The following is a 19,140-nucleotide window of genomic DNA, read 5'->3' as shown; positions in this document are numbered from 1 at the left end:
TCTCATAAGCGATTTACAATGCAATTCAAAACAAAATAATTTATAACCGAGGTGTTTGTTGTGAGAAACCGGATTTCATCCATTTTGCTGATTGCGTTCTTTGCACTCAGTGCCATCGCCCACTACATGAAATGGGATTCGATTCTACAGTTCGTGATATCAGCCATTTCGGTTATTTTTGTGGCCGGTTTTTTAGGCAAAGCCACCGAAAATGTGGCCCACTACGCCGGACAGCGGCTGGGTGGATTCTTGAATGCAACCTTCGGCAATGCCGCCGAATTGATCATCGCCATTTTCCTCGTGAAAGAGGGACTGTTCGACATGGTCAAAGCAAGTCTGACAGGCTCCATCATCGGAAATCTGCTGTTAGTGCTCGGGTTAAGTATTTTTGCCGGAGGACTCAAGTTCAAAATCCAGAATTATAATGTTTCACTCGCAGGTCTGAATGGTTCCTTGATGATTGTTGCCATCATTGCCCTGTTTATCCCGGCAGTCTTTCTCAACACACATTCCATTACACAGAAAGACACCAATACACTTAGTCTCATCGTGGCCGGATTGCTCATCCTCGCGTATATTGCCTGGTTACTGTTCTCCATGGTGACACATAAGAACTACCTTGCAGACGTTACTGAGGATCGCGATGAAGAGCTACCTCATGAGCATGCTCCGGCGTGGTCCAAGAAAAAATCCATTCTCTACCTGGTGCTCGCAACAGTCATGGTTGCTTTCGTCAGTGAATGGTTGGTGGGCACGCTCGAAGTCTTCACTTCGGAATTTGGACTTAGCGAGCTGTTTGTCGGTGCATTCCTTGTGGCCATCATCGGTAATGCGGCCGAACACAGTGCAGCCATCATGCTTGCCATGAAAAATAAAATCGGAGCAGCCGTCGAGATTGCGGTCGGCAGCAGCTTGCAGATCGCGCTCTTCGTCGCTCCTGTTCTGATTTTTGTCAGCTACTTCACAGGCAGAACCATGGATATCGTATTTACAACGATTGAACTGGTCGCCATCGGCGTATCCGTATTTATTGCAAAGTCCATTACCCAAGATGGTTCAACGAATTGGTACGAAGGTTTACTCCTGCTCGTGGTATATATCATACTCGGTGTATCCTTCTTCCTGGTGTAACCAGGTCCTCACGTAGCCATCGTTAAAAATAAACAAGCCACAGAGGCAGCCCGGGTTTACCTTCGGTGCTGTCTCTTTGCTTGTTTACGCCTTCCGGCTGGCTTGCATCCCCATCCCGTTCAGACGCACAAAAAAAGCATGCATAAACGCCTGCATGCCTTCTATTCTGACCCGCGCATTTGCAGGCTATTGCTCATTCTTCTTGTTCAAGGCTTCATATAGAATTGCCAAATTCCGCTCAAGCGCGCTAACCAGCTGCTTACCTGCACCTTCTGGAAGGAGCCCTGCACGAACAGCAAAATCAACTTCCTTGGAGAACCCATACATCTGTGTATCCAATACTTCCTCATAGAGAGGGCAGTAGCGGGTAGCCAGATTCTCCATCTGTACTTCAATAAGCTTCTGTATTTTATCTGCATCTTCTTGAAGAAGACTGATCGCTTTCAAATTCAGCTGGTCCTGCAGATCAGATGAAGTCATGCATTTTTCCCCCCTATGTCCCAAAAATCGCGTAAAGACGTTCTACCTCTAATATTAGACGAAATGAAGAGCTAATACAAGAACCTGACCAAAATAAGCCCGCAAAGTTAAGCCTTCTGTTGAAGCATAATCCACCTGTTCCAGTCCCGTCCAGACGAGTATTCAGATCATTCCATGCCAAAAAACACCCCTGCCTAAAAAGGCAAAGGTGCTTCTTGATAGCTATTACTCAGATGCGATGCTTACATTCAGTCCATGCTTGGCAAATACTTCTGACATGGCTGCTTTTGCTTCAACTGCATCTGGACCATGAACATGCAGTTCATAGCTGTGCGTGCTGATCAGCGTTGTAAACAATCCGAGAATACTTTTCACATCGATATACTTGTTCTCCGAATGAAGCACGATTGAAGAAGTAAACTTGCCTGCTGTTTGAGCAATTTCCACTACAGCCGCGTTATTACTCGACATAGGAATCCCTCCGTCTTTTTACTATTGGTATCATCTATTAATTACCACTACATGATACCTTGAATCCGCTTTCCTAGCAACAGCAAAATCCTGTTCCTACTTCAAACGGTCCGGGTTCAGGCATTCCAGCTCAGGAATAACAAAGATACCGTCTTTACGAATCAGCACGTCGTCAAAATAAATCTCTCCGCCGCCATAATCTGGACGCTGGATCAACACCAGATCCCAGTGGATGGATGAGCGGTTGCCATTGTCTGTTTCTTCGTAAGCCTGACCTGGTGTAAAGTGCAAGCTGCCTGCGATTTTTTCATCGAACAGGATATCTTTCATCGGATGCAGAATATGCGGGTTGAATCCGATTGCGAATTCACCGATATGACGAGCACCCTCATCCGAATTCAGGATTTCATTCAAACGCTCTGTATCGTTGCTTGTCGCTTCAATGATTTTTCCATTCTCGAACGTGAACTTGATATTTTCAAATGTCACTCCGTTATACAGCGTTGGCGTGTTATAACTAATCGTTCCGTTCACGGAATTACGCACAGGCGCACTGTACACTTCGCCATCCGGAATATTTTTTTGCCCAGAACATTTCTCTGCACCGATATCTTTAATGGAGAAGCTCAGTTCTGTTCCTGGTCCCGTGATACGAACTTTGTCCGTCCGCTTCATCAGGTTAGCGAGCGAGTCCTGCGCTTTGTCCATTTTGGCGTAATCCAGGTTACATACGTCGAAGTAGAAATCTTCGAACGCTTCTGTACTTGTATTGGCGAGTTGCGCCATACTTGCGTTAGGGTAACGAAGTACAACCCATTTCGTATGTTTGACACGTTGTTCACTATGTACCGGGTGGGAGTACAACGAATTGTACATTTTCATTTTTTCTTCCGGCACATCGGACAGATCATTCACATTTTCTCCCGCACGAATACCGATATAACAATCCATCTGCTTCATACGGTTCAGATCAATCTCTGCCCATGTTTTCATCATTTCTTCTGTGGCATTTTTCAGCATCGCACGCTGTACGGTTTTATCAGTCAACTGTACAAAGACGTTACCACCTTTTTTGCCTACCTCTTCGATAATGGCGTTAATCAGATCACGTTCCGATCCAATCATCTCAACCAATACATTTTCACCAGGCTGTACATCTACTGAATAGCCCACCAGGTTTGCTGCAAGCTTTTGAATTCTCGGGTCTTTCATCTTGGTAAAATCCTCCTGTCATCTGCCATACTTGAATTGAACAACGGTAAATTACGATACTATTGTAGCACGCGAACAGTCATCCCGTCAGCAGGCAGTCCCTCACTTCGTTTATTGATATGACTTGAAGTTTACATCGGTGACAAGGGCTTCTTTGTTACTTTTACGGTTGTTGTCCGTGTAACTCATCTGACTTTCAGAGGATAAGCGAAGAGGCAGACTGCTCTTCCGATCTACCGTGAGATGATATACCGTCTGCACGCTCGCTTGTTTCATCATCTGTTGCATCGTTGTTTCACCCTGTTTCCAAACTTTCTCCAGATCCTTCTCAAGCTTCTCCTTACGCGCCCCTTTCACCGTAGCTGCCTTATGCATATATTCTGCCCGAATGGCGTTCATCTCGTCGTTTAGCTGGGCTACAGCCCATGATTTGGCGTCTTCCGGTGCAAGTTCAATCCGTAATGTTCTGGTTCGACGACCATCCCCATACTCGGATTGAATAGTTTTGTTCATCTTATCGATCTTCTCCATTTGGGCAATTGGATTAAAACGAGAAAGAGACCCTCGCAGCGGCTCATGCTGCGCGGACAATGCCATCCATTGCCCTTGTTTCCGCTCGAAAGAAGCGCTAAACCCACTGGGCTGTCCATTATTTTTTACGGCAGACGTTTGAATGCCTGTCCCCACAGCAGTTACTTCTCCAGGTAATCGGGTCTGAAGGGTCAGACGATCATGATTCTCCAGCTTGCCTTCAAATTTGAACTGATTCTCAAACAGTCCGCTGTTCTCCCGTCGAAGTCCTGCCTCTCCTTCAAAACTCAACGTTTCTTTTCCCGCTATCCCGGATAAAGCCAAGGAAAAAACCTCTTCAGGCGTTCGATCTCGCTGGATGAATCCACAACCCGGAACACCAATAATCACAATGCTCACAAATAACCATAATGTACGTACCGAATGGCGGTTAAACATGTCTATCTTCACCCTTCCGTGAACTTTCTCCATAGATTGCCCTGCCCGTATACGCTTATACTTCCTTCTATACACAACTTGATCTCCAATGCACAAAAAAAAGAGAACGACTCCGCAATTGGAATTGTTCTCTCTTAACGAGTTACATCCTGTTCCTCTACAACGATTCTGTTACGACCACCATTCTTGGCGCTGTACAAAGCCATATCAGCCCGATAAAACAAGGACTCTACACTGACCTTTTCATCCATCCAATTCCACTCTGCGATGCCACTGGATACCGTAACGGGCGGTCTCGTCTCTTCTGCGACTCTCTTTCGAATCACTTCCGCATAATCTAACGCTTGCCTTACACTCACCTGTGGCATATAGATCGCCAGTTCTTCTCCACCCCATCTGGCGCAGACATCCTCCGAGCGAACAGAGCTGGTGACGATCTCACTCACTTGCTTCAATACTTGATCCCCCGTCTGGTGTCCAAATGTATCATTCACCTGTTTGAACTGATCAATATCCACCACAATGAGGGAGCCACAGAATTCATGAGCCTGTCGCTCGTGAATCACACTATCCAGATAATGCCTCACGTACAGACCTGTCAACATATCCAGATTAGCCAAGCGCCGAACCTCGGCATGCAGTGTGGCATTTGACAGGGCAAGCCCGATATGAATGGATAACATCTGCAAAAGCCGATAGTTATCATATGAAAAGTAGTGCTCTCTACTGTGTCCAAGCAAAATGGCACCCTTCACTTCACCATTGACTCTGATCGGTGATGCAATCAGTGACATGGATCCCGTATCTTCCATGAAAAAGGAGGACACTTTATCAAATTGCGCATAATTGGCTATAATAAGCGGTTCCTCTGTTCGATACACCAAGCCTGCGATACCGTAGTCTACAGAAAAGGATTGGTGAAAAACATCTTTCACGTTAGAGGACATGACTTCGAAGTCATTGGTACTTTCATTGAGTTGAAGAATGCAACACGTTTCAGCCTGGAATATTTCCTTTAACTCTTGCTCGGATAGTTGATAAATTTCCGAAAGATGCAGGCTTTTGTTCAACCGCTGTGTAAGATCATTAATTAAACGAAGTTCCTGAATTAACATATTGGATTGTTCATGCAACTTGGCGTTCTCAAAGGCCGTTCCTGCAGTGTCTACCATCATCGTAATCAATTGCAAGTCCGATTCTTCCATAATCTCTTCATTCATTTCGATATGGAACACACCGTATATGCCTTGTTTGCCTTTCAGCGGAATCCCTACATCTACAATGCGGTTCTCTACATCATCTGAGCGAGCAACGATCAGCTTACCTTCCATAAATGAACGCACACAAATATCTTCTCCTCGCTCGTGAACAAGCAACGGTTTAATCCGTGGATCAGAGTTGCTCTGATCCTGAGACATATACAGTTTGATATAAGTGGCCGGATATAAGTAGTCCATACTGTCAAATACCTCATCCAATATGGCCTCGACATCCATTTTGTCATGCATTCGCTGAACAATCTGAAAGAGGATGGACCTCCGGTGTTCCTCACGGGCTGTTTGTTCATGAGCATGTAACAGGTCCGTCATAAATATGTATTCAAATCTTCGGTAAAAGCAGGTGCGATAATGCAATGCCTCAGATTGAACCACAGCTTCAGACGTTTCATATCCATTGGATTCATAGATCACAGCAGTGAATACGGCAAACATATCCTTGTTTGTTCTGGAAAATAAGGGATGTGTTATTATAAGATATTCTCCGTGTTCGCTTGTCCCTTTAAGAGACAGGACCTGTTTCTTATCCAAACATTCCAATACCAGCCTGCGTGCATTTACGCCCGGATTAGCTTCATGATCGCTATCGTATCCTATGCAATCGCCTTCCGTGTTCCACACGCTGTAAAAGGTTGATGTTCTGGCCAGCCTTGAACCCACTCTGGAGTTCCAGTCACTGTATGCCTGCTCTAGCAAGCTGCCCAAATATGAAAAATCAAAAGGTGTGATATCCATTTTTTGCATCCACAACACATGCTCTTCATGAGAACGAGGAGCGGCAAAAGATGCGGAATCGCCCGAACTTCGTGAATTCAAGCTGGCAGGTAAACTTCTTAGATGTTCTAACATGTCAGGCGCTCCTTTGCACCGTTTTTGCATCCACCAGGATGCATTAATCTGCAGACGTTATCGCAAACCTGCAATTTCGTTGCGATAACCTTGTTACATAAAGATGATTTAAAGTTAAGATACAATCTATTTTACTCTGTTTAAAGCTTTTTTGCATCCATATTTCAGAAAATTGTCCCATTATTTTAGGCCCAATGACCTATCGACAAATTTAGACGTTTTTTTGCTTTTATTCTACGCTTGACTTTGTTTCTCTTAAACTGTAATATAAATTGTTGATGAAGACTACTAATGGGTCTTTAAATTTGGGCATTACCGGTTGTGTCACCCTCATTCTTTTTGTTGCTTTCAGGACAGCGGCTGAACTTTCCTGATCGTTCTATGCGAGGCCAAGCCCGCATCAACAAATTGGAGCGCAAACAGAGCCCTAATATGAACTTTAACTAAAAAGGAGCTACTTTAAACATGGCACGTTACACTGGTCCTAAATTTAAATTGAGCCGTCGCCTCGGCATTTCCCTTAGCGGAACAGGCAAAGAATTGAAACGTCCTTTCCCTCCAGGTCAGCACGGAGCTAACCAACGCAGAAAAATGAGCAACTACGGTATGCAATTGCAAGAAAAACAAAAATTGCGCCACATGTACGGTTTGGGCGAGAAGCAATTCCGCACACTGTTCTCTAAAGCTCAAAAAATGCAAGGTATTGCCGGTGAGAACTTCATGTTCTTGCTTGAGTGCCGCCTTGACAACCTCGTTTACCGCCTTGGGTTTGCTAACTCCCGCGCTGGAGCGCGTCAGTTGGTAGCACACGGTCACGTAACTGTAAACGGCAAAAAAGTCGATATCGCTTCTTACCAAGTAAGCACTGGCGATGTAATCGGCTTGCGTGAGAAGAGCCGCGCTCTTTCTTCCGTTAAAGAAGCTTTGGAAGGCCGTTCGCATCTTCCAGCATACGTTGAATACAACGAAGCAGCTGTAGAAGGTAAATTCATCCGCTTGCCTGAGCGTGCTGAATTGTCCCAAGACATCGATGAAAAACAAATCGTCGAGTTCTACAACCGTTAATCGTTGCAATCACATTAAAGTTTCAATCCAAACAGCTGTCGAGATTTTCTCGGCGGCTGTTTTTCTATGCTTTTTTTTAATTATCTTCATTATAGGAACGTAAATAACGATATAAAATATAGACTCCCTTCAGGAGAAGCACACATCCATATATACATCACAAGAATGACATCGAGGGGGATTAAAACATGCATTTTTTTCGCAATCGCAAGCTCGCTGTTAAGCTTGGACTTTTACTCGGTATCGTATTACTCTGTTGTATTGGAGCCCTGATTGCATTTAATACCAAATCCATTTACGACAAAAGCCTCCAGTACGGCGAAACCGTTGCTGGACAGGCAGCAAACCGGGCTACGAATGAGTTTATGACTGACATTAATCAGGTTAAAAACACGTTGGACACCATGAGTACCACGTTATTGGATGCTGCTCAGAACGGATCACTCAACCGTGAAGAAATCGTCAGACTTCTTGAACAATATCTGAAAAAGGACGAGAAAGTTTTTGGCTTTTATACGGGTTGGGAACCTGATGCCTTTGATGGAAACGATGCGGAGCACATCAACAAAAAAGAATATGATGATGCTACGGGTCGATTCGTTCCATACGTTATACGCGATGGCAACTCCCTGCATTTTGAGCCAATGCCTACTTATGAGGGAAGCGGTGAAACTAGTACTTACTATCAGCAACCTAAGAAAACCAAATCCATCTATTGGTCCGAACCTGTTACCTATACGGTTGGTGGAAAAGAAACACTGCTCGTTTCGATTGTCCTCCCCCTATTAGATGAAAACAATACTTTTCTGGGCATTGTTGGGGCCGACTTTACCATTGATCGTTTTCAGCAAAATATAGCATCACTTAATCCGGATCAGGGTTATGCCATGCTTATTACTAGCGAAGGACAGATCGCTGCACACGGCTCCAAACCGGAACTGGCTAATGAAGGAGCCGTAATTCCATCTGAAATGAAGACGATCATTCAGCGTATACAATCTGGTGAGTCTCAGTTTTACGCTACAGACCCTGAAGTAGGGGAAGAACTGTTTATTGCCGAGCCCGCCAGGTTACAAGGAACGGATTCAAACTGGTACCTTGTATCGGCGCTGCCAAAGAGCCACATCCTTCAACCGTTCTATGACAGCTTGAACTGGTCCATACTGATTGCCGGACTGGCAGTACTTCTGCTTGCAGGTGTGGTTACCTACACTATCGTCTCCATTGTAAGGCAGCTGAATCAAGTTAATATCGTCGCTGGACAGCTAGCTGGCGGAGATTTGACACAAACGTTACCTGTACGATCCAAAGATGAATTTGGCGTCATGGCGGGTCATATGAATCAGATGATGGATACACTGCGACATACCATATCAGTTATATCCGAACATGCTTTATCTGTCGGCTCCACTTCTCAACAATTGACCGCAGGTGCCGAAGAAACAGGTAAAGCAGCCGAACTGATTGCATTAACAGGAGTAGAAGTTGCAGATAAAGCAGGTAAACAGGTGCAGGAGCTGCAAGAGTCCTCCCGTTCCATGAATGAAATATCTGAAGGGATCGGAAGAATTGCAAAGGCCGCCTCCGATGTATCGGATTCATCGCGAGCTGTGGCTGAGCGAACAACGGTTGGAACCGATAAGATTCAGTCCGCCATGCGTATGGTCGATAGTGCCACCTCTTCTGTGCAGACGTCCGTGACCGCACTGGAGAATTTCCGCCAACGTTCGGAAGAGATTGGCCATATTACAGGCATGATCACGGAAGTTAGCCGTCAAACCAATCTTCTTGCCCTTAACGCTTCCATTGAAGCATCACGAGCAGGTGAACACGGGCGCGGCTTTGGTGTTGTTGCTTCCGAGATCCGTAATCTGGCTGAACAATCCAGAACATCAGCAGCGCAGATTGCAGCGTTGATTCATAGCGTTCAGCAAGAGGTCCTTTCTCTCGTTGAAAATATGGAACAGGGGAATGCCGAGGTGAGTCATATAGCGGAAGTGATTAATGAAAGTGGTGAACTCTTCCTCTCCATTTCATCACAGATTACAGATGTGAATGAGCAGATTGAGCATGTCTCAGCCATTGCGCAGCAGATGTCAGCTGGATCACAGCAGGTTGATGCCACATTAGCACAACTCAAAACCATTGGTCATGAGACAGCAGATCATGCAACTCGTGTTGCCTCTGCCTCTGAAGAACAACTCGCATCCATGGAAGAAATTACCGCAGCATCTGCCTCTCTCGCTAATCTTACCCAAGAACTATTGGAACTGATTCAACGCTTCAAAACCTAATGTAAAAGACCTCCAATACGACAAATCATTAAGGCCACCCCATGCACCTCAGCATGGAGGTGGCCTGCTTATTTTGGCTTACAACTCATGAAATGTGCTTCAATATCGCATGATATATAGCATAATGCATGGCAGAATGGCAAATTTCGACCATTACTTGTATTTCTCAGGCATGCAAACCCGCCTTTTTATGCTATAATAAGTGCTGTTAAAAGGAGGAAGACACTGAATGGTTGATGTTAATAAGAAAAAGCCCGATGAACAGCCTGTACGCAAACGCAGCTTTGCCCGCAGACTGGGAAGTTTCGTCAAATGGATGGTTGTCCTTGGATTTATGGGGGCACTATTTGTAGGCGGTGCTTTGATGGGATACGTCAGTTCCATTGTGAAAGACGAGCCTGTCCGTTCAAGGGCCCTGATTGAACAAAAAGTCAGCGAAAACTCCATCACAGGCTTTGCTTACTTTGCCGACGGCAGTCCGATCGGTCAATTACGTACGGAAGAAGACAGGCGTCCGGTCACTACGGACCAGATCCCACAGAAGGTCATTGATGCTGTCATTTCGATTGAAGACAATCATTTTTACGAACATAAAGGTGTAGACATGAGCGGAACACTACGTGCCGTGAAACAGAAAGTGCTGAAAGAATCAGTACAAACCGGCGGTAGTACACTGACTCAGCAATTGGCACGTCGTGTGTTTTTGAATCTGGATCGCACGGAAGATCGGAAAGTGAAAGAAATTTTGCTCTCACTCCGACTTGAACGTTTCCTGACCAAAGACGAGATCATGACTGCCTATCTGAACAAAGTTCCTTTTGGTAATGGTTCCAGCGGATACAACGTTTACGGAATCAAAGCGGCCGCCAAAGGATTGTTCAATATCAACGATCTGGAAAAAATCAACATCGCTCAAGCTGCTTATCTTGCTGGATTGCCACAACTCCCCTCCTCTTACTCCGCTTTTAACGGTAAAGGTGATTTTGTAGAGGAGAATTTTGACCGCGCAATCAACCGTCAGCATCTGGTACTGCGCCGTATGCTTGAACTGGGCAAAATCAATCAGTCCGAGTATGACGAAGCTCTTGCTTTTGATATCAAAAGCTCGCTCGCTCCGAAGACCATCAAGGCTTACAACACTTATCCATATCTTATGATGGAAACGGAACGACAAGCTGCACAGATTTTGATGAAACAGTTGAATTCCGACACAGCTGAATCTACAGACAAAGCTACGGATGCAGACACACCTCAGAAGGAAAGCAGTGCATTATTAGAGGAAGCTCAGACGCAACTGCGGACAGGTGGATATCGTATATACACGACCATCAACAAAAGTATCTACAAAACGATGCGTACCATTGCGGAAGATGACAGCAATTTCTCAGCAGATGATCCTGTCAAAGGAAAAGAACAAACTGCTGCTATGCTGGTTAATCACAAAACCGGTGCTATTCTAGGTATGATTGAGGGTCGGGATTTCCAGGACGAACAGATGAACTATGCAACACAGATGGTACGTCAGCCAGGTTCAACGATGAAACCTATTGCAGCTTATCTGCCAGCTCTGGATGAGGGTCTTGTCCAACCTGCTTCTATTATTGATGACTCACCGATCATTCTCAAGAATGGTCCGAGCGGCTACCACATTGCCAAGAATGCCAACAACCGGTATCAGGGACTGGTCACTGCCCGCAGAGCACTGAATTATTCTCTTAATATACCGGCTCTGAAGTTGTTTAATGAAGAAGTAGGGATCGAGAAGGCTTGGACCTTCGCCAAGAAACTGGGGATTACCACCATTCAGAAGGAAGATTATCAGGCTCAGACAGGTGTTCTCGGAGGTCTCCAATACGGTGTAACCGTTGAAGAATTAACCAGTGCCTATGGTGCGATCGCCAACAATGGTGTATATAACGATTCTTACATGATTAGCAAAATTGTAGATTCCAAAGGCAACATCGTTTATAAACACGATACTGAACCTGTCCAAGCCTTCTCGGAGCAAACAGCATACCTGATGACCGATATGCTGCGGACCGTTATTACAGAAGGAACGGCAGATAAAGTACGTGAAAATTACAAATATTCCAAGAGTGTGCCAATCGTAGGTAAAACGGGTTCCACTCAAAACTACGCAGATGTCTGGTTTGAAGGTTATACACCAGATGTCACACTTGGCGTGTGGGTTGGATACAAACAGCCGGTGAATACGCTGGAAAGTAAATCACAAAGAAAACGTGCGCAGCAACTGTGGTCGAAAATCTTGAACGAAGTGATCGATACGCAAAAAGATCTGTTCGTCACGGATTCGTTCAAAAAACCATCTGGCATCGAAACACGCACGGTGTCGGCGTACAGTGGCAAGTTGCCAACATCCATGACTGACAAATTTGTTACGGATATTTTCAACAGCAAGTTTGTTCCGAAGGATAGCGATGACGGTGTAGCCAAAGCCAGGTACATTACTTACAATGGTGTAAACTATATTCCGCGTGACGGAACACCTTCGGACATGTTGAAGGAAAAAACAGTAATCAAGCGTAAAAAACCAATCTCGGATCTGATCAAAGAATTGCAAAATGCATTCTCACGTATGAGTCGACATGAGTCACTTGCTTATTATCTTCCTGAAGATGCTGATGCAGACATGCCGACACAGATTGATCCAAGGACAGATAACGGCAAAGCTCCTGATGCACCAGGCAACGTACGCATCTCAACCTCAGGTGACAGAGCAGTCATTACATTTAATGCCACACCTGAAAATGATGTCGTCGGTTATCGTCTGTACCGTTCTGTAAACGGTGGAGGATTCCAGAACCAGGGTCAAGTTGTCCTGACTGGTGAATCCAGATCATTCTCTGCATATGCAGCGCAAGGCGGTAACTTCGCCTTCTATGTAACGGCAGTGGATGTTGCAGGCAGAGAGTCTGCTCCTAGCGCTACAGTAAATAGTGCTGGTGTAGCTCCTCCTGTGGAAGAAGAGATTAATGAGCCGATTGAAGTTCCAGGTACAGTCATTACGCCAGGAGAAACGCAGACCGACAATACAACAACGACAGCCCCAGGTACACCTGGTCAAGTCAGCGTAACTGCTCTCTCTCAAGGACTGCGTATTCAATGGGCGTCCAGTCCAAACGCAGATAGTTATGCTGTATATTACAGTGAAACAGGCTCAGCTCCTTACACCAAAATTGGAACAACAGCGGGTAATACGATGGATTATGGAGTACCCGCATCTACCAGTGGATGGTTCAAGGTATCTGCCAGTAACAGTGCGGGTGAATCCGAACCTTCTGCAGCCATACATTTTCAACCCTGATTCAGGCATAGCGTTCCAAAAAAAGCCGCATCCTCAGACTGTATCTGAGGGTGCGGCTTTTTATTTGTATTTACAGCAGCCAAAAAGCCTGCTTCATGCCATTGGCATAAAGCAGGCTTTTACAACCGATTTTAATGGGTAGAGTCACCGTATTTAGCTTCGTAAAGTATTAACTCTCCCCATAGTCATTTGTATTACCATCGATACCAACACATTAATGATCCTAGCACTGTCACGTTAGTCTTCAATGGTGGATAGATCTCCTGTTGGCAGATCAAGCTCCCAGGCTTTCAGTACACGCCGCATGATCTTGCCGGAACGTGTCTTAGGCAGTTTATCCTTAAACTCAATCTCACGCGGAGCAGCGTGGGCAGACAGGCCCTCTTTGACAAAACGATAGATCTCTTCTTTCAGCTCCGGTGTCGCCTCATATCCTTCACGAAGCGCCACAAAGGCCTTGATGATCTCCCCACGTGTCACATCCGGCTTACCGATTACACCCGCCTCTGCTACCGCAGGATGCTCCACAAGCTTGCTCTCCACCTCAAAGGGGCCGATACGCTCGCCTGACGAATTAATCACATCATCAATACGTCCCTGGAACCAGAAATATCCTTCTTCATCCATATAAGCGGAGTCACCGGATACATACCAGCCCGTAAGCCTGAAATACTCCTCGTATTTCACAGGGTTATTCCAGATCTTCGCCATCATGGATGGCCAAGGTGCCCGTATGGCCAGATTACCCATACTGTACGGCGGCAATACCTGCCCGCGATCATCAATAATGGCTGCTTCGATGCCAGGCAACGGACGTCCCATGGAGCCTGGTTTGATCGGCATTCCGGGATAGTTACAGATCAGCTGTGCGCCTGTTTCCGTCATCCACCATGTATCATGAATTCGCTGACCATAGGCTTTCCATCCCCAACGAACAACCTCTGGATTGAGCGGTTCACCGACAGACATGACATGACGCAGACTGCTCAGATCAAACTGGGAGATGGTCTCTTCTCCCGCTCCCATCAGCATACGGAAGGCCGTTGGTGCACTGTACCAGATCGTGACTTTGTTCTTCTGAATGGTGCTGTACCAATCTTGAGGACTGAAACGACCGCCACGTATCACATTAGTCACTCCGTTGAGCCATGGAGCAAAGATACCGTAAGAAGTCCCTGTCACCCAACCAGGGTCCGCAGTGCACCAGTATACATCATCCTCACGTAAATCCAGAACAACCTTACCTGTATAATAGTGCTGAATCATGGCATTTTGAACATGGTACACCCCTTTGGGTTTACCCGTAGAGCCTGAGGTATAATGAATAAGCAAACCATCTTCACGATTCAACCACTCTACTTCCATTTCATCCGAAGCAGCAGACATCTCTGCATCAAAATCGATGAGTCCTTCTTCAGTCTGCACGCCCCCACCCACAATAAATATATGTTTGAGTTCGGGCAACTCGGAACGTTTGATCCGTTTCAGTAATTCTGGAGTTGTGACGAGTGCTACTGCTCCGCTATCCTCCAGCCGATCCTTCACTGCTGTTTCCATAAAAGCTTCGAACAAAGGGCCCGCGATGGCTCCAGCTTTCAATATGCCCAGAAGACTAAAATACAGCTCAGGACTTCGAGGCATAAAAATAAACACCCGTTCCCCTTTGGCTATGCCATATTTGCGGAGAACGTTCCCGAACCGACTCGACTGTTCACTCAGATCAGCAAAAGTATAGGCCTCTTCACGTGAAGCATCGCTATACAATAAAGCGGTTTTTCCGCCCCTTCCTTCCAGTACATGACGATCAATCGCTTCATGCGCCATGTTTACTTTTCCGCTGGCGTGCCACGTAAAGCGCCTTTCCACCGATTCCCAATCGAACCGGCTTCTCGCCTCCGTGTAATCGCCCAGATTAGATTCAGACACAACCGTTTGCAGCATCTCACCATGTGCTTGACTCATGCTTGCCAGCCTCCTTCAACTCGACATTTCGATTCCCGTTAGGGGTCATTTCTCATTGCCTTTGTGTTGACTGAACTTCCAGTTAGCGCTTACATTAGTAGAGAGAACTTCTCATCATGTACTTGCTCGGCCAAACAGATGTTAACTATACTGTATTGAATTGTGAACATTTTTTGTCTACGCAATTATAGCAAATCTTTTCAATTGTCGTCTATGGCTTTTCAATTTTTTGGATTTTTGCTATAGCGGACTTTTTGAACAACCTCTATAAGTAGGAGAGAGAGGAGCATGAACCATGGAACATATCAAAGAACATCATATGCGTTCCATCTTCAAGTCCGGACACCGGATTACTGTTGAAGGCCCCGTGCAGGCCGAGGAGATAACCCGTCTTGCCTTCCATCCGGATCTGGATGCCTTTCGGCGCCCAACGGAGCAGCAGGAAGCTCTCGAAGAGATCGCAGCATTACCTGAAGGGCGAATTATCATTGCACATGAAAATGAGACGATTATTGGTTATGTAACTTTTCACTATGCGGATGATTGTGAACGCTGGTCCGAGGGTAATATGACTGATCTGATTGAGCTTGGGGCAATCGAGGTTGCGGACGACTATCGCTCGCTTGGCATTGGACGTGAGATGTTGCTTACCGCTTTGGAAGATAAATACATGGAGAACTACATTATTTTCACCACAGAATATTATTGGCATTGGGATCTGAAGGGCAGCGGACTAAACGTATGGGATTATCGCAAAATGATGGAGAGGCTGATGGAAACAATCGACATGACGTGGTATGCAACAGACGACCCCGAAATCTGTTCACATCCTGCGAACTGTTTGATGGTTCGTATCGGAAGTCAGGTGCCCATCACATCGGAAGAACAGTTTGATCGTGTACGCTTTCGCCATCGGTTCATGTACTAATTCGATGATCTATTTTCGAAAACGATATACATAACAAAAACCGCCTCTCGCAGCGTTGCTCCATACTTCATGGAACAGCTAATCGAAAGGCGGTTTTTCATTGATTTTGGATGGATTTTGTAACTGAAGCTTATGCCATTACATATTTTCTAACATATGCTCCACAATACGATGTGAACGCTGCGAAGATTGCACGGTAAATTCAGCAAAGTTAACATGCGCCGAACCATCTGCTTTATCTGACATCCCACGCAGGACAACAAATGGTACACGATTCATGTAACAGACCTGAGCAACTGCTGCCCCCTCCATCTCGGCACATGCACCGTCCATTTCCGTATATAACATGTTAACCGTATCTTTATTCGCAATAAATTGGTCTCCAGATAACACTTTACCGATCAGGTAATTGGCTCCCTGAGCTTTACACGCTTCTTCAGCCAATGTAATAAGCGAAGCCTCGGCAGGGAATGCAGATGTCTCTTGGTAAGGAATAACCCCGCGTTCGAACCCCAGTGGCGTTACATCCATGTCGTGCTGAATACATACAGACGATATAACCATATCTCCGATGTTCAGATCCGGGTTAACTGCACCCGCAACACCTGTGAAGATAATGCGATCAACCTGAAAACGATCAATCAAGATCTGCGTCGTAACCGCTGCATTTACTTTACCTACGCCGGATTTGCACACGACAATTTGCTTGCCCAGCCACTCGCCTGCAACGTATGTAATCCCGGTTTGTTTGACCGTCTCAAGCTGCTTCATACCCGCCAGCAAAAGCTCGACTTCCTCATCCATCGCTCCGATAATCCCAATCGTTTCACGCATCTTCTGCTACCTCCTATTTTCACTTTTAACCTCATTCAGCACAAAAGCTCCGTCTCCGGAGCTTTCGCATATCCACTATGTAGAGAGAATGGCTTCTCCCTTTCCTGTATAAAATCCCGATTAAACTACATCCGCGTGACTTACAGACAGACGAAGAATCGTTTCATGCGGCAAAATAACCCGTGGGTTTTCCACATTTTCCTTTTTCATCAACTTGGTCAGCAAACGCATCGCTACTGCGCCAAGGTCGTACATTGGCTGAGCCACTGTTGTCAACTGAGGACGCACCATGGAAGCCATACGGATGTTATCCACACTAATAATGGAGAAATCATCCGGTACTTTCAGGCCTTCATCCTGGATACTGTGAATGGCACCAATCGCCATTTCATCTGTTGCAGCAAAGATCGCCGACGGCTTCTTCTTCAGTCCGAGGAAATATTTCATCGCTTCCACACCGGATTCATAACGATAGTTACCGATACGTACCAGATCCTCTTGGTATTCCATGCCTGCTGCTTCCAGTGCTTTCTTGTAACCTTGGAAACGTGCATATCCATTCGCAGGATCTTGCAGCGTACCACTGATCATCGCAATTTCCTTGTGTCCATGACGAATCAGGGTGTTTACCGCGTCAAACGCAGCCGCCTCATGGTCAATATCCACCGAAGGGAATGTACCCTTCTCATCACTCGTTGCACAAAGTACGATCGGCACAGCCGCAGACTGGAACGCCTGAATGTGTTCGTCCGTTACTGTTCCGCCCATGAAGAGCAGTCCGTCTACTTGCTTTTCGAGCAACGTGTTAATAACACGAATTTCTTTTTCTTTCTTCTTGTCTGCATTACACAAAATAATATTGTAGTGATACATATTCGCAATATCTTCAATTCCGCGGGCAATCTCCGCGAAGGTTGAGTTGGAAATATCTGGAATAACGACCCCGACCGTGGTTGTCTTCTTGCTTGCCAGACCTCTGGCTACCGCATTCGGACGATATCCCAACCGTTCGATGGCTTCATATACTTTTTTCCGCGTTTGCGGTTTGACATTAGGGTTATTATTAACTACCCGTGATACCGTTGCCATAGACACTCCAGCTTCACGTGCCACATCATAAATGGTTACCGTCACAGTACTTCTCTCCATTACCAGTAAATTTTCATACCATTTTCATTAAGATTTATATTACGACAAATTTTTGCATTAATCAATTAAAATAGGCTTTAGGACTCACTCAAAACATTCGTAAGTGTGGTTCTAGTAATATCTGAATGGGAAGTATGCCATACAGGAATTCCCTTTTTGATCAGGATCGCCTGTGGAGATTCGTGCTTAACACCCAGCTTATCTGCTACTTCATTGGATACCGGGCGATCTTCCACAACATAGATGATGCCATATTTCACTTGTTCATTGGCATTGTTAAGCAAATAATCGTTCATCTCCTGATAAGCGTTCGAGCTGATCGGACAGCGCGTGCTATGCTTAAACAGAAGCAAGGGTTGATCCTTGGTAGCCTCCAATGCGGAGTTTAGCTGTTCAATACTTGTCATTTTAGTCATGTCAGCCATTAGATATACATCCCCCTTTACCAGGAATACCGCTATGTTGAGCGTTTTCACTCTTCGATATCTTAACAAAAAGTGCGCGAAAAAGCCAATTTTCATGAAAACAAGCATTTTACACGTCAAAATTAGACAGCATTTGAGAAGTATTCCTGCCACACAAATCCGGATAATTGACTTAATCTGCGCTCCGTGGTCTCAATCCACGCTGTATCACCAGACTTCGTTGCATAACCCATAATGTCCAACAGCAGATTGATACGCTCCTCCACTGCTTGCTGCATTCGATATTCCATCTCCCGATCGGTCGCATCCGGCCAGGCCAGCAGTAGCTCATGAAACAGGTCTGCCAGTTCATTACGTTCACCAAAAGATACGTCTTGCTTCACGGGTTGTTCACCCAATGTGTTTATGCATTCTGTTAAGTCCGGCTTGACCGGCGGAAGCACTTCGTATGATACACAGTCTGTACACGCAAATACGGGTACGTTTCGAATCTCCACTTTTTTGGCGTATACCACTGTTCTTAATTCCAACTCCATTACATGTCCACATCTGCACGACTTGCGCACAACCATCACCTCATTCGTTCTATGCTCTATATAAGTACCATTCGACCTATTTCGGCTCAAATCCTGCTATAAACGAAAGGTTGCACAAATTACCACTCCCTCCAGATGAAGGTTGTCGAATGCAGGCAGTTACTGACTTGTAATCGCTTCCTCCAAACTGAATATGCACTTCCATGAAGTCCCTTGGAGAATCTGTTACAATT

General features: G+C 45.6%; 15 protein-coding genes. 5 read left to right on the top strand and 10 right to left on the bottom strand.

The features are described from left to right. Positions 1 to 60: 60 nt before the first annotated feature. The gene (gene cax / locus MKX68_RS21245; RefSeq protein WP_074095776.1) at positions 61 to 1,131 is read left to right on the top strand and encodes a calcium/proton exchanger; all 1,071 of its coding nucleotides are present in this window, start codon (positions 61 to 63) and stop codon (positions 1,129 to 1,131) included. Between the two features lie 186 nt (positions 1,132 to 1,317). On the opposite strand, the gene MKX68_RS21240 is transcribed toward cax, so the two are convergent. The 5 genes from MKX68_RS21240 to MKX68_RS21220 all read right to left on the bottom strand — a co-directional run bounded on the left by MKX68_RS21240 (position 1,318) and on the right by MKX68_RS21220 (position 6,389). Then, entirely contained in the window at positions 1,318 to 1,611 is a 294-nt protein-coding gene (locus MKX68_RS21240; RefSeq protein WP_017687426.1) for a YlaN family protein, read from the bottom strand. Between the two features lie 225 nt (positions 1,612 to 1,836). Continuing rightward, the gene (locus tag MKX68_RS21235) at positions 1,837 to 2,082 is read right to left on the bottom strand and encodes an HPr family phosphocarrier protein (protein WP_036614658.1); all 246 of its coding nucleotides are present in this window, start codon (positions 2,080 to 2,082) and stop codon (positions 1,837 to 1,839) included. 96 nt (positions 2,083 to 2,178) lie between these two features. Continuing rightward, positions 2,179 to 3,294, bottom strand: coding sequence for an aminopeptidase (locus MKX68_RS21230; protein WP_076211404.1), 1,116 nt, complete (start codon positions 3,292 to 3,294; stop codon positions 2,179 to 2,181). A gap of 111 nt (positions 3,295 to 3,405) precedes the next feature. After that, a complete protein-coding gene (locus MKX68_RS21225; protein ID WP_340914009.1) occupies positions 3,406 to 4,263 on the bottom strand; it encodes a hypothetical protein in 858 nt (285 codons plus the stop codon). A 134-nt stretch (positions 4,264 to 4,397) separates the two neighbouring features. Beyond that, positions 4,398 to 6,389, bottom strand: a complete 1,992-nt coding sequence (locus MKX68_RS21220) for a sensor domain-containing diguanylate cyclase (protein WP_338587877.1) — start codon at positions 6,387 to 6,389, stop codon at positions 4,398 to 4,400. Positions 6,390 to 6,854: 465 nt separating this feature from the next. On the opposite strand from MKX68_RS21220, the gene rpsD reads away from it, so the two are divergent. The 3 genes from rpsD to MKX68_RS21205 all read left to right on the top strand — a co-directional run bounded on the left by rpsD (position 6,855) and on the right by MKX68_RS21205 (position 13,073). Next, positions 6,855 to 7,454 (top strand): 30S ribosomal protein S4, encoded by a 600-nt coding sequence (gene rpsD / locus MKX68_RS21215; protein WP_062835377.1) that lies wholly within the window; start codon positions 6,855 to 6,857, stop codon positions 7,452 to 7,454. Positions 7,455 to 7,642: 188 nt separating this feature from the next. Then, positions 7,643 to 9,748: a methyl-accepting chemotaxis protein gene (locus MKX68_RS21210; protein WP_340914008.1), complete on the top strand. Its 2,106-nt coding sequence runs from the start codon at positions 7,643 to 7,645 to the stop codon at positions 9,746 to 9,748. 229 nt (positions 9,749 to 9,977) lie between these two features. Further along, positions 9,978 to 13,073 (top strand): transglycosylase domain-containing protein, encoded by a 3,096-nt coding sequence (locus MKX68_RS21205; RefSeq protein ID WP_340914007.1) that lies wholly within the window; start codon positions 9,978 to 9,980, stop codon positions 13,071 to 13,073. Positions 13,074 to 13,310: 237 nt separating this feature from the next. On the opposite strand, the gene acsA is transcribed toward MKX68_RS21205, so the two are convergent. Next, positions 13,311 to 15,035 (bottom strand): acetate--CoA ligase, encoded by a 1,725-nt coding sequence (gene acsA, locus MKX68_RS21200; RefSeq protein WP_340914006.1) that lies wholly within the window; start codon positions 15,033 to 15,035, stop codon positions 13,311 to 13,313. Between the two features lie 295 nt (positions 15,036 to 15,330). Between acsA and MKX68_RS21195 the strand changes: the two genes are divergently transcribed. Beyond that, positions 15,331 to 15,963, top strand: a complete 633-nt coding sequence (locus tag MKX68_RS21195) for a GNAT family N-acetyltransferase (protein WP_339782735.1) — start codon at positions 15,331 to 15,333, stop codon at positions 15,961 to 15,963. A gap of 138 nt (positions 15,964 to 16,101) precedes the next feature. Here the strand turns inward: MKX68_RS21195 and MKX68_RS21190 are convergent, their stop codons facing one another. From MKX68_RS21190 to MKX68_RS21175, 4 genes are all read right to left on the bottom strand, one after another. Further along, entirely contained in the window at positions 16,102 to 16,797 is a 696-nt protein-coding gene (locus MKX68_RS21190; RefSeq protein WP_340914005.1) for a 5'-methylthioadenosine/adenosylhomocysteine nucleosidase, read from the bottom strand. Positions 16,798 to 16,917: 120 nt separating this feature from the next. Continuing rightward, on the bottom strand, positions 16,918 to 17,931 hold the full coding sequence (gene ccpA, locus MKX68_RS21185; protein WP_062835383.1) for a catabolite control protein A: 1,014 nt from the start codon (positions 17,929 to 17,931) through the stop codon (positions 16,918 to 16,920). 92 nt (positions 17,932 to 18,023) lie between these two features. Beyond that, the gene (gene ytxJ, locus MKX68_RS21180) at positions 18,024 to 18,371 is read right to left on the bottom strand and encodes a bacillithiol system redox-active protein YtxJ (protein WP_076211424.1); all 348 of its coding nucleotides are present in this window, start codon (positions 18,369 to 18,371) and stop codon (positions 18,024 to 18,026) included. A 122-nt stretch (positions 18,372 to 18,493) separates the two neighbouring features. Continuing rightward, positions 18,494 to 18,907 carry a hypothetical protein gene (locus MKX68_RS21175; protein ID WP_091014249.1) on the bottom strand — a complete coding sequence of 138 codons (414 nt, stop codon included), beginning with the start codon at positions 18,905 to 18,907 and terminating at the stop codon, positions 18,494 to 18,496. Positions 18,908 to 19,140: the final 233 nt, after the last annotated feature.

Origin of the sequence: Paenibacillus sp. FSL M8-0212, from assembly GCF_038004645.1 — a bacterium.
In the GTDB taxonomy this organism is placed as follows: domain Bacteria; phylum Bacillota; class Bacilli; order Paenibacillales; family Paenibacillaceae; genus Paenibacillus.
The sequence above is the reverse complement of the archived record's forward strand: the minus strand, read 5'-3'. Positions and strand labels throughout refer to the sequence as shown.

Excerpts from the sequence above, each read along its gene's own strand:
- MKX68_RS21240 (WP_017687426.1), bottom strand. The coding sequence starts at position 1,611 with ATGACTTCATCTGATCTGCAGGACCAGCTGAATTTGAAAGCGATCAGT.
- MKX68_RS21235 (WP_036614658.1), bottom strand. The coding sequence starts at position 2,082 with ATGTCGAGTAATAACGCGGCTGTAGTGGAAATTGCTCAAACAGCAGGC.
- MKX68_RS21230 (WP_076211404.1), bottom strand. The coding sequence starts at position 3,294 with ATGAAAGACCCGAGAATTCAAAAGCTTGCAGCAAACCTGGTGGGCTAT.
- MKX68_RS21225 (WP_340914009.1), bottom strand. The coding sequence starts at position 4,263 with ATGTTTAACCGCCATTCGGTACGTACATTATGGTTATTTGTGAGCATT.
- MKX68_RS21220 (WP_338587877.1), bottom strand. The coding sequence starts at position 6,389 with ATGTTAGAACATCTAAGAAGTTTACCTGCCAGCTTGAATTCACGAAGT.
- rpsD (WP_062835377.1), top strand. The coding sequence starts at position 6,855 with ATGGCACGTTACACTGGTCCTAAATTTAAATTGAGCCGTCGCCTCGGC.
- MKX68_RS21210 (WP_340914008.1), top strand. The coding sequence starts at position 7,643 with ATGCATTTTTTTCGCAATCGCAAGCTCGCTGTTAAGCTTGGACTTTTA.
- MKX68_RS21205 (WP_340914007.1), top strand. The coding sequence starts at position 9,978 with ATGGTTGATGTTAATAAGAAAAAGCCCGATGAACAGCCTGTACGCAAA.
- acsA (WP_340914006.1), bottom strand. The coding sequence starts at position 15,035 with ATGAGTCAAGCACATGGTGAGATGCTGCAAACGGTTGTGTCTGAATCT.
- MKX68_RS21195 (WP_339782735.1), top strand. The coding sequence starts at position 15,331 with ATGGAACATATCAAAGAACATCATATGCGTTCCATCTTCAAGTCCGGA.
- MKX68_RS21190 (WP_340914005.1), bottom strand. The coding sequence starts at position 16,797 with ATGCGTGAAACGATTGGGATTATCGGAGCGATGGATGAGGAAGTCGAG.
- ytxJ (WP_076211424.1), bottom strand. The coding sequence starts at position 18,371 with ATGGCTGACATGACTAAAATGACAAGTATTGAACAGCTAAACTCCGCA.
- MKX68_RS21175 (WP_091014249.1), bottom strand. The coding sequence starts at position 18,907 with ATGGAGTTGGAATTAAGAACAGTGGTATACGCCAAAAAAGTGGAGATT.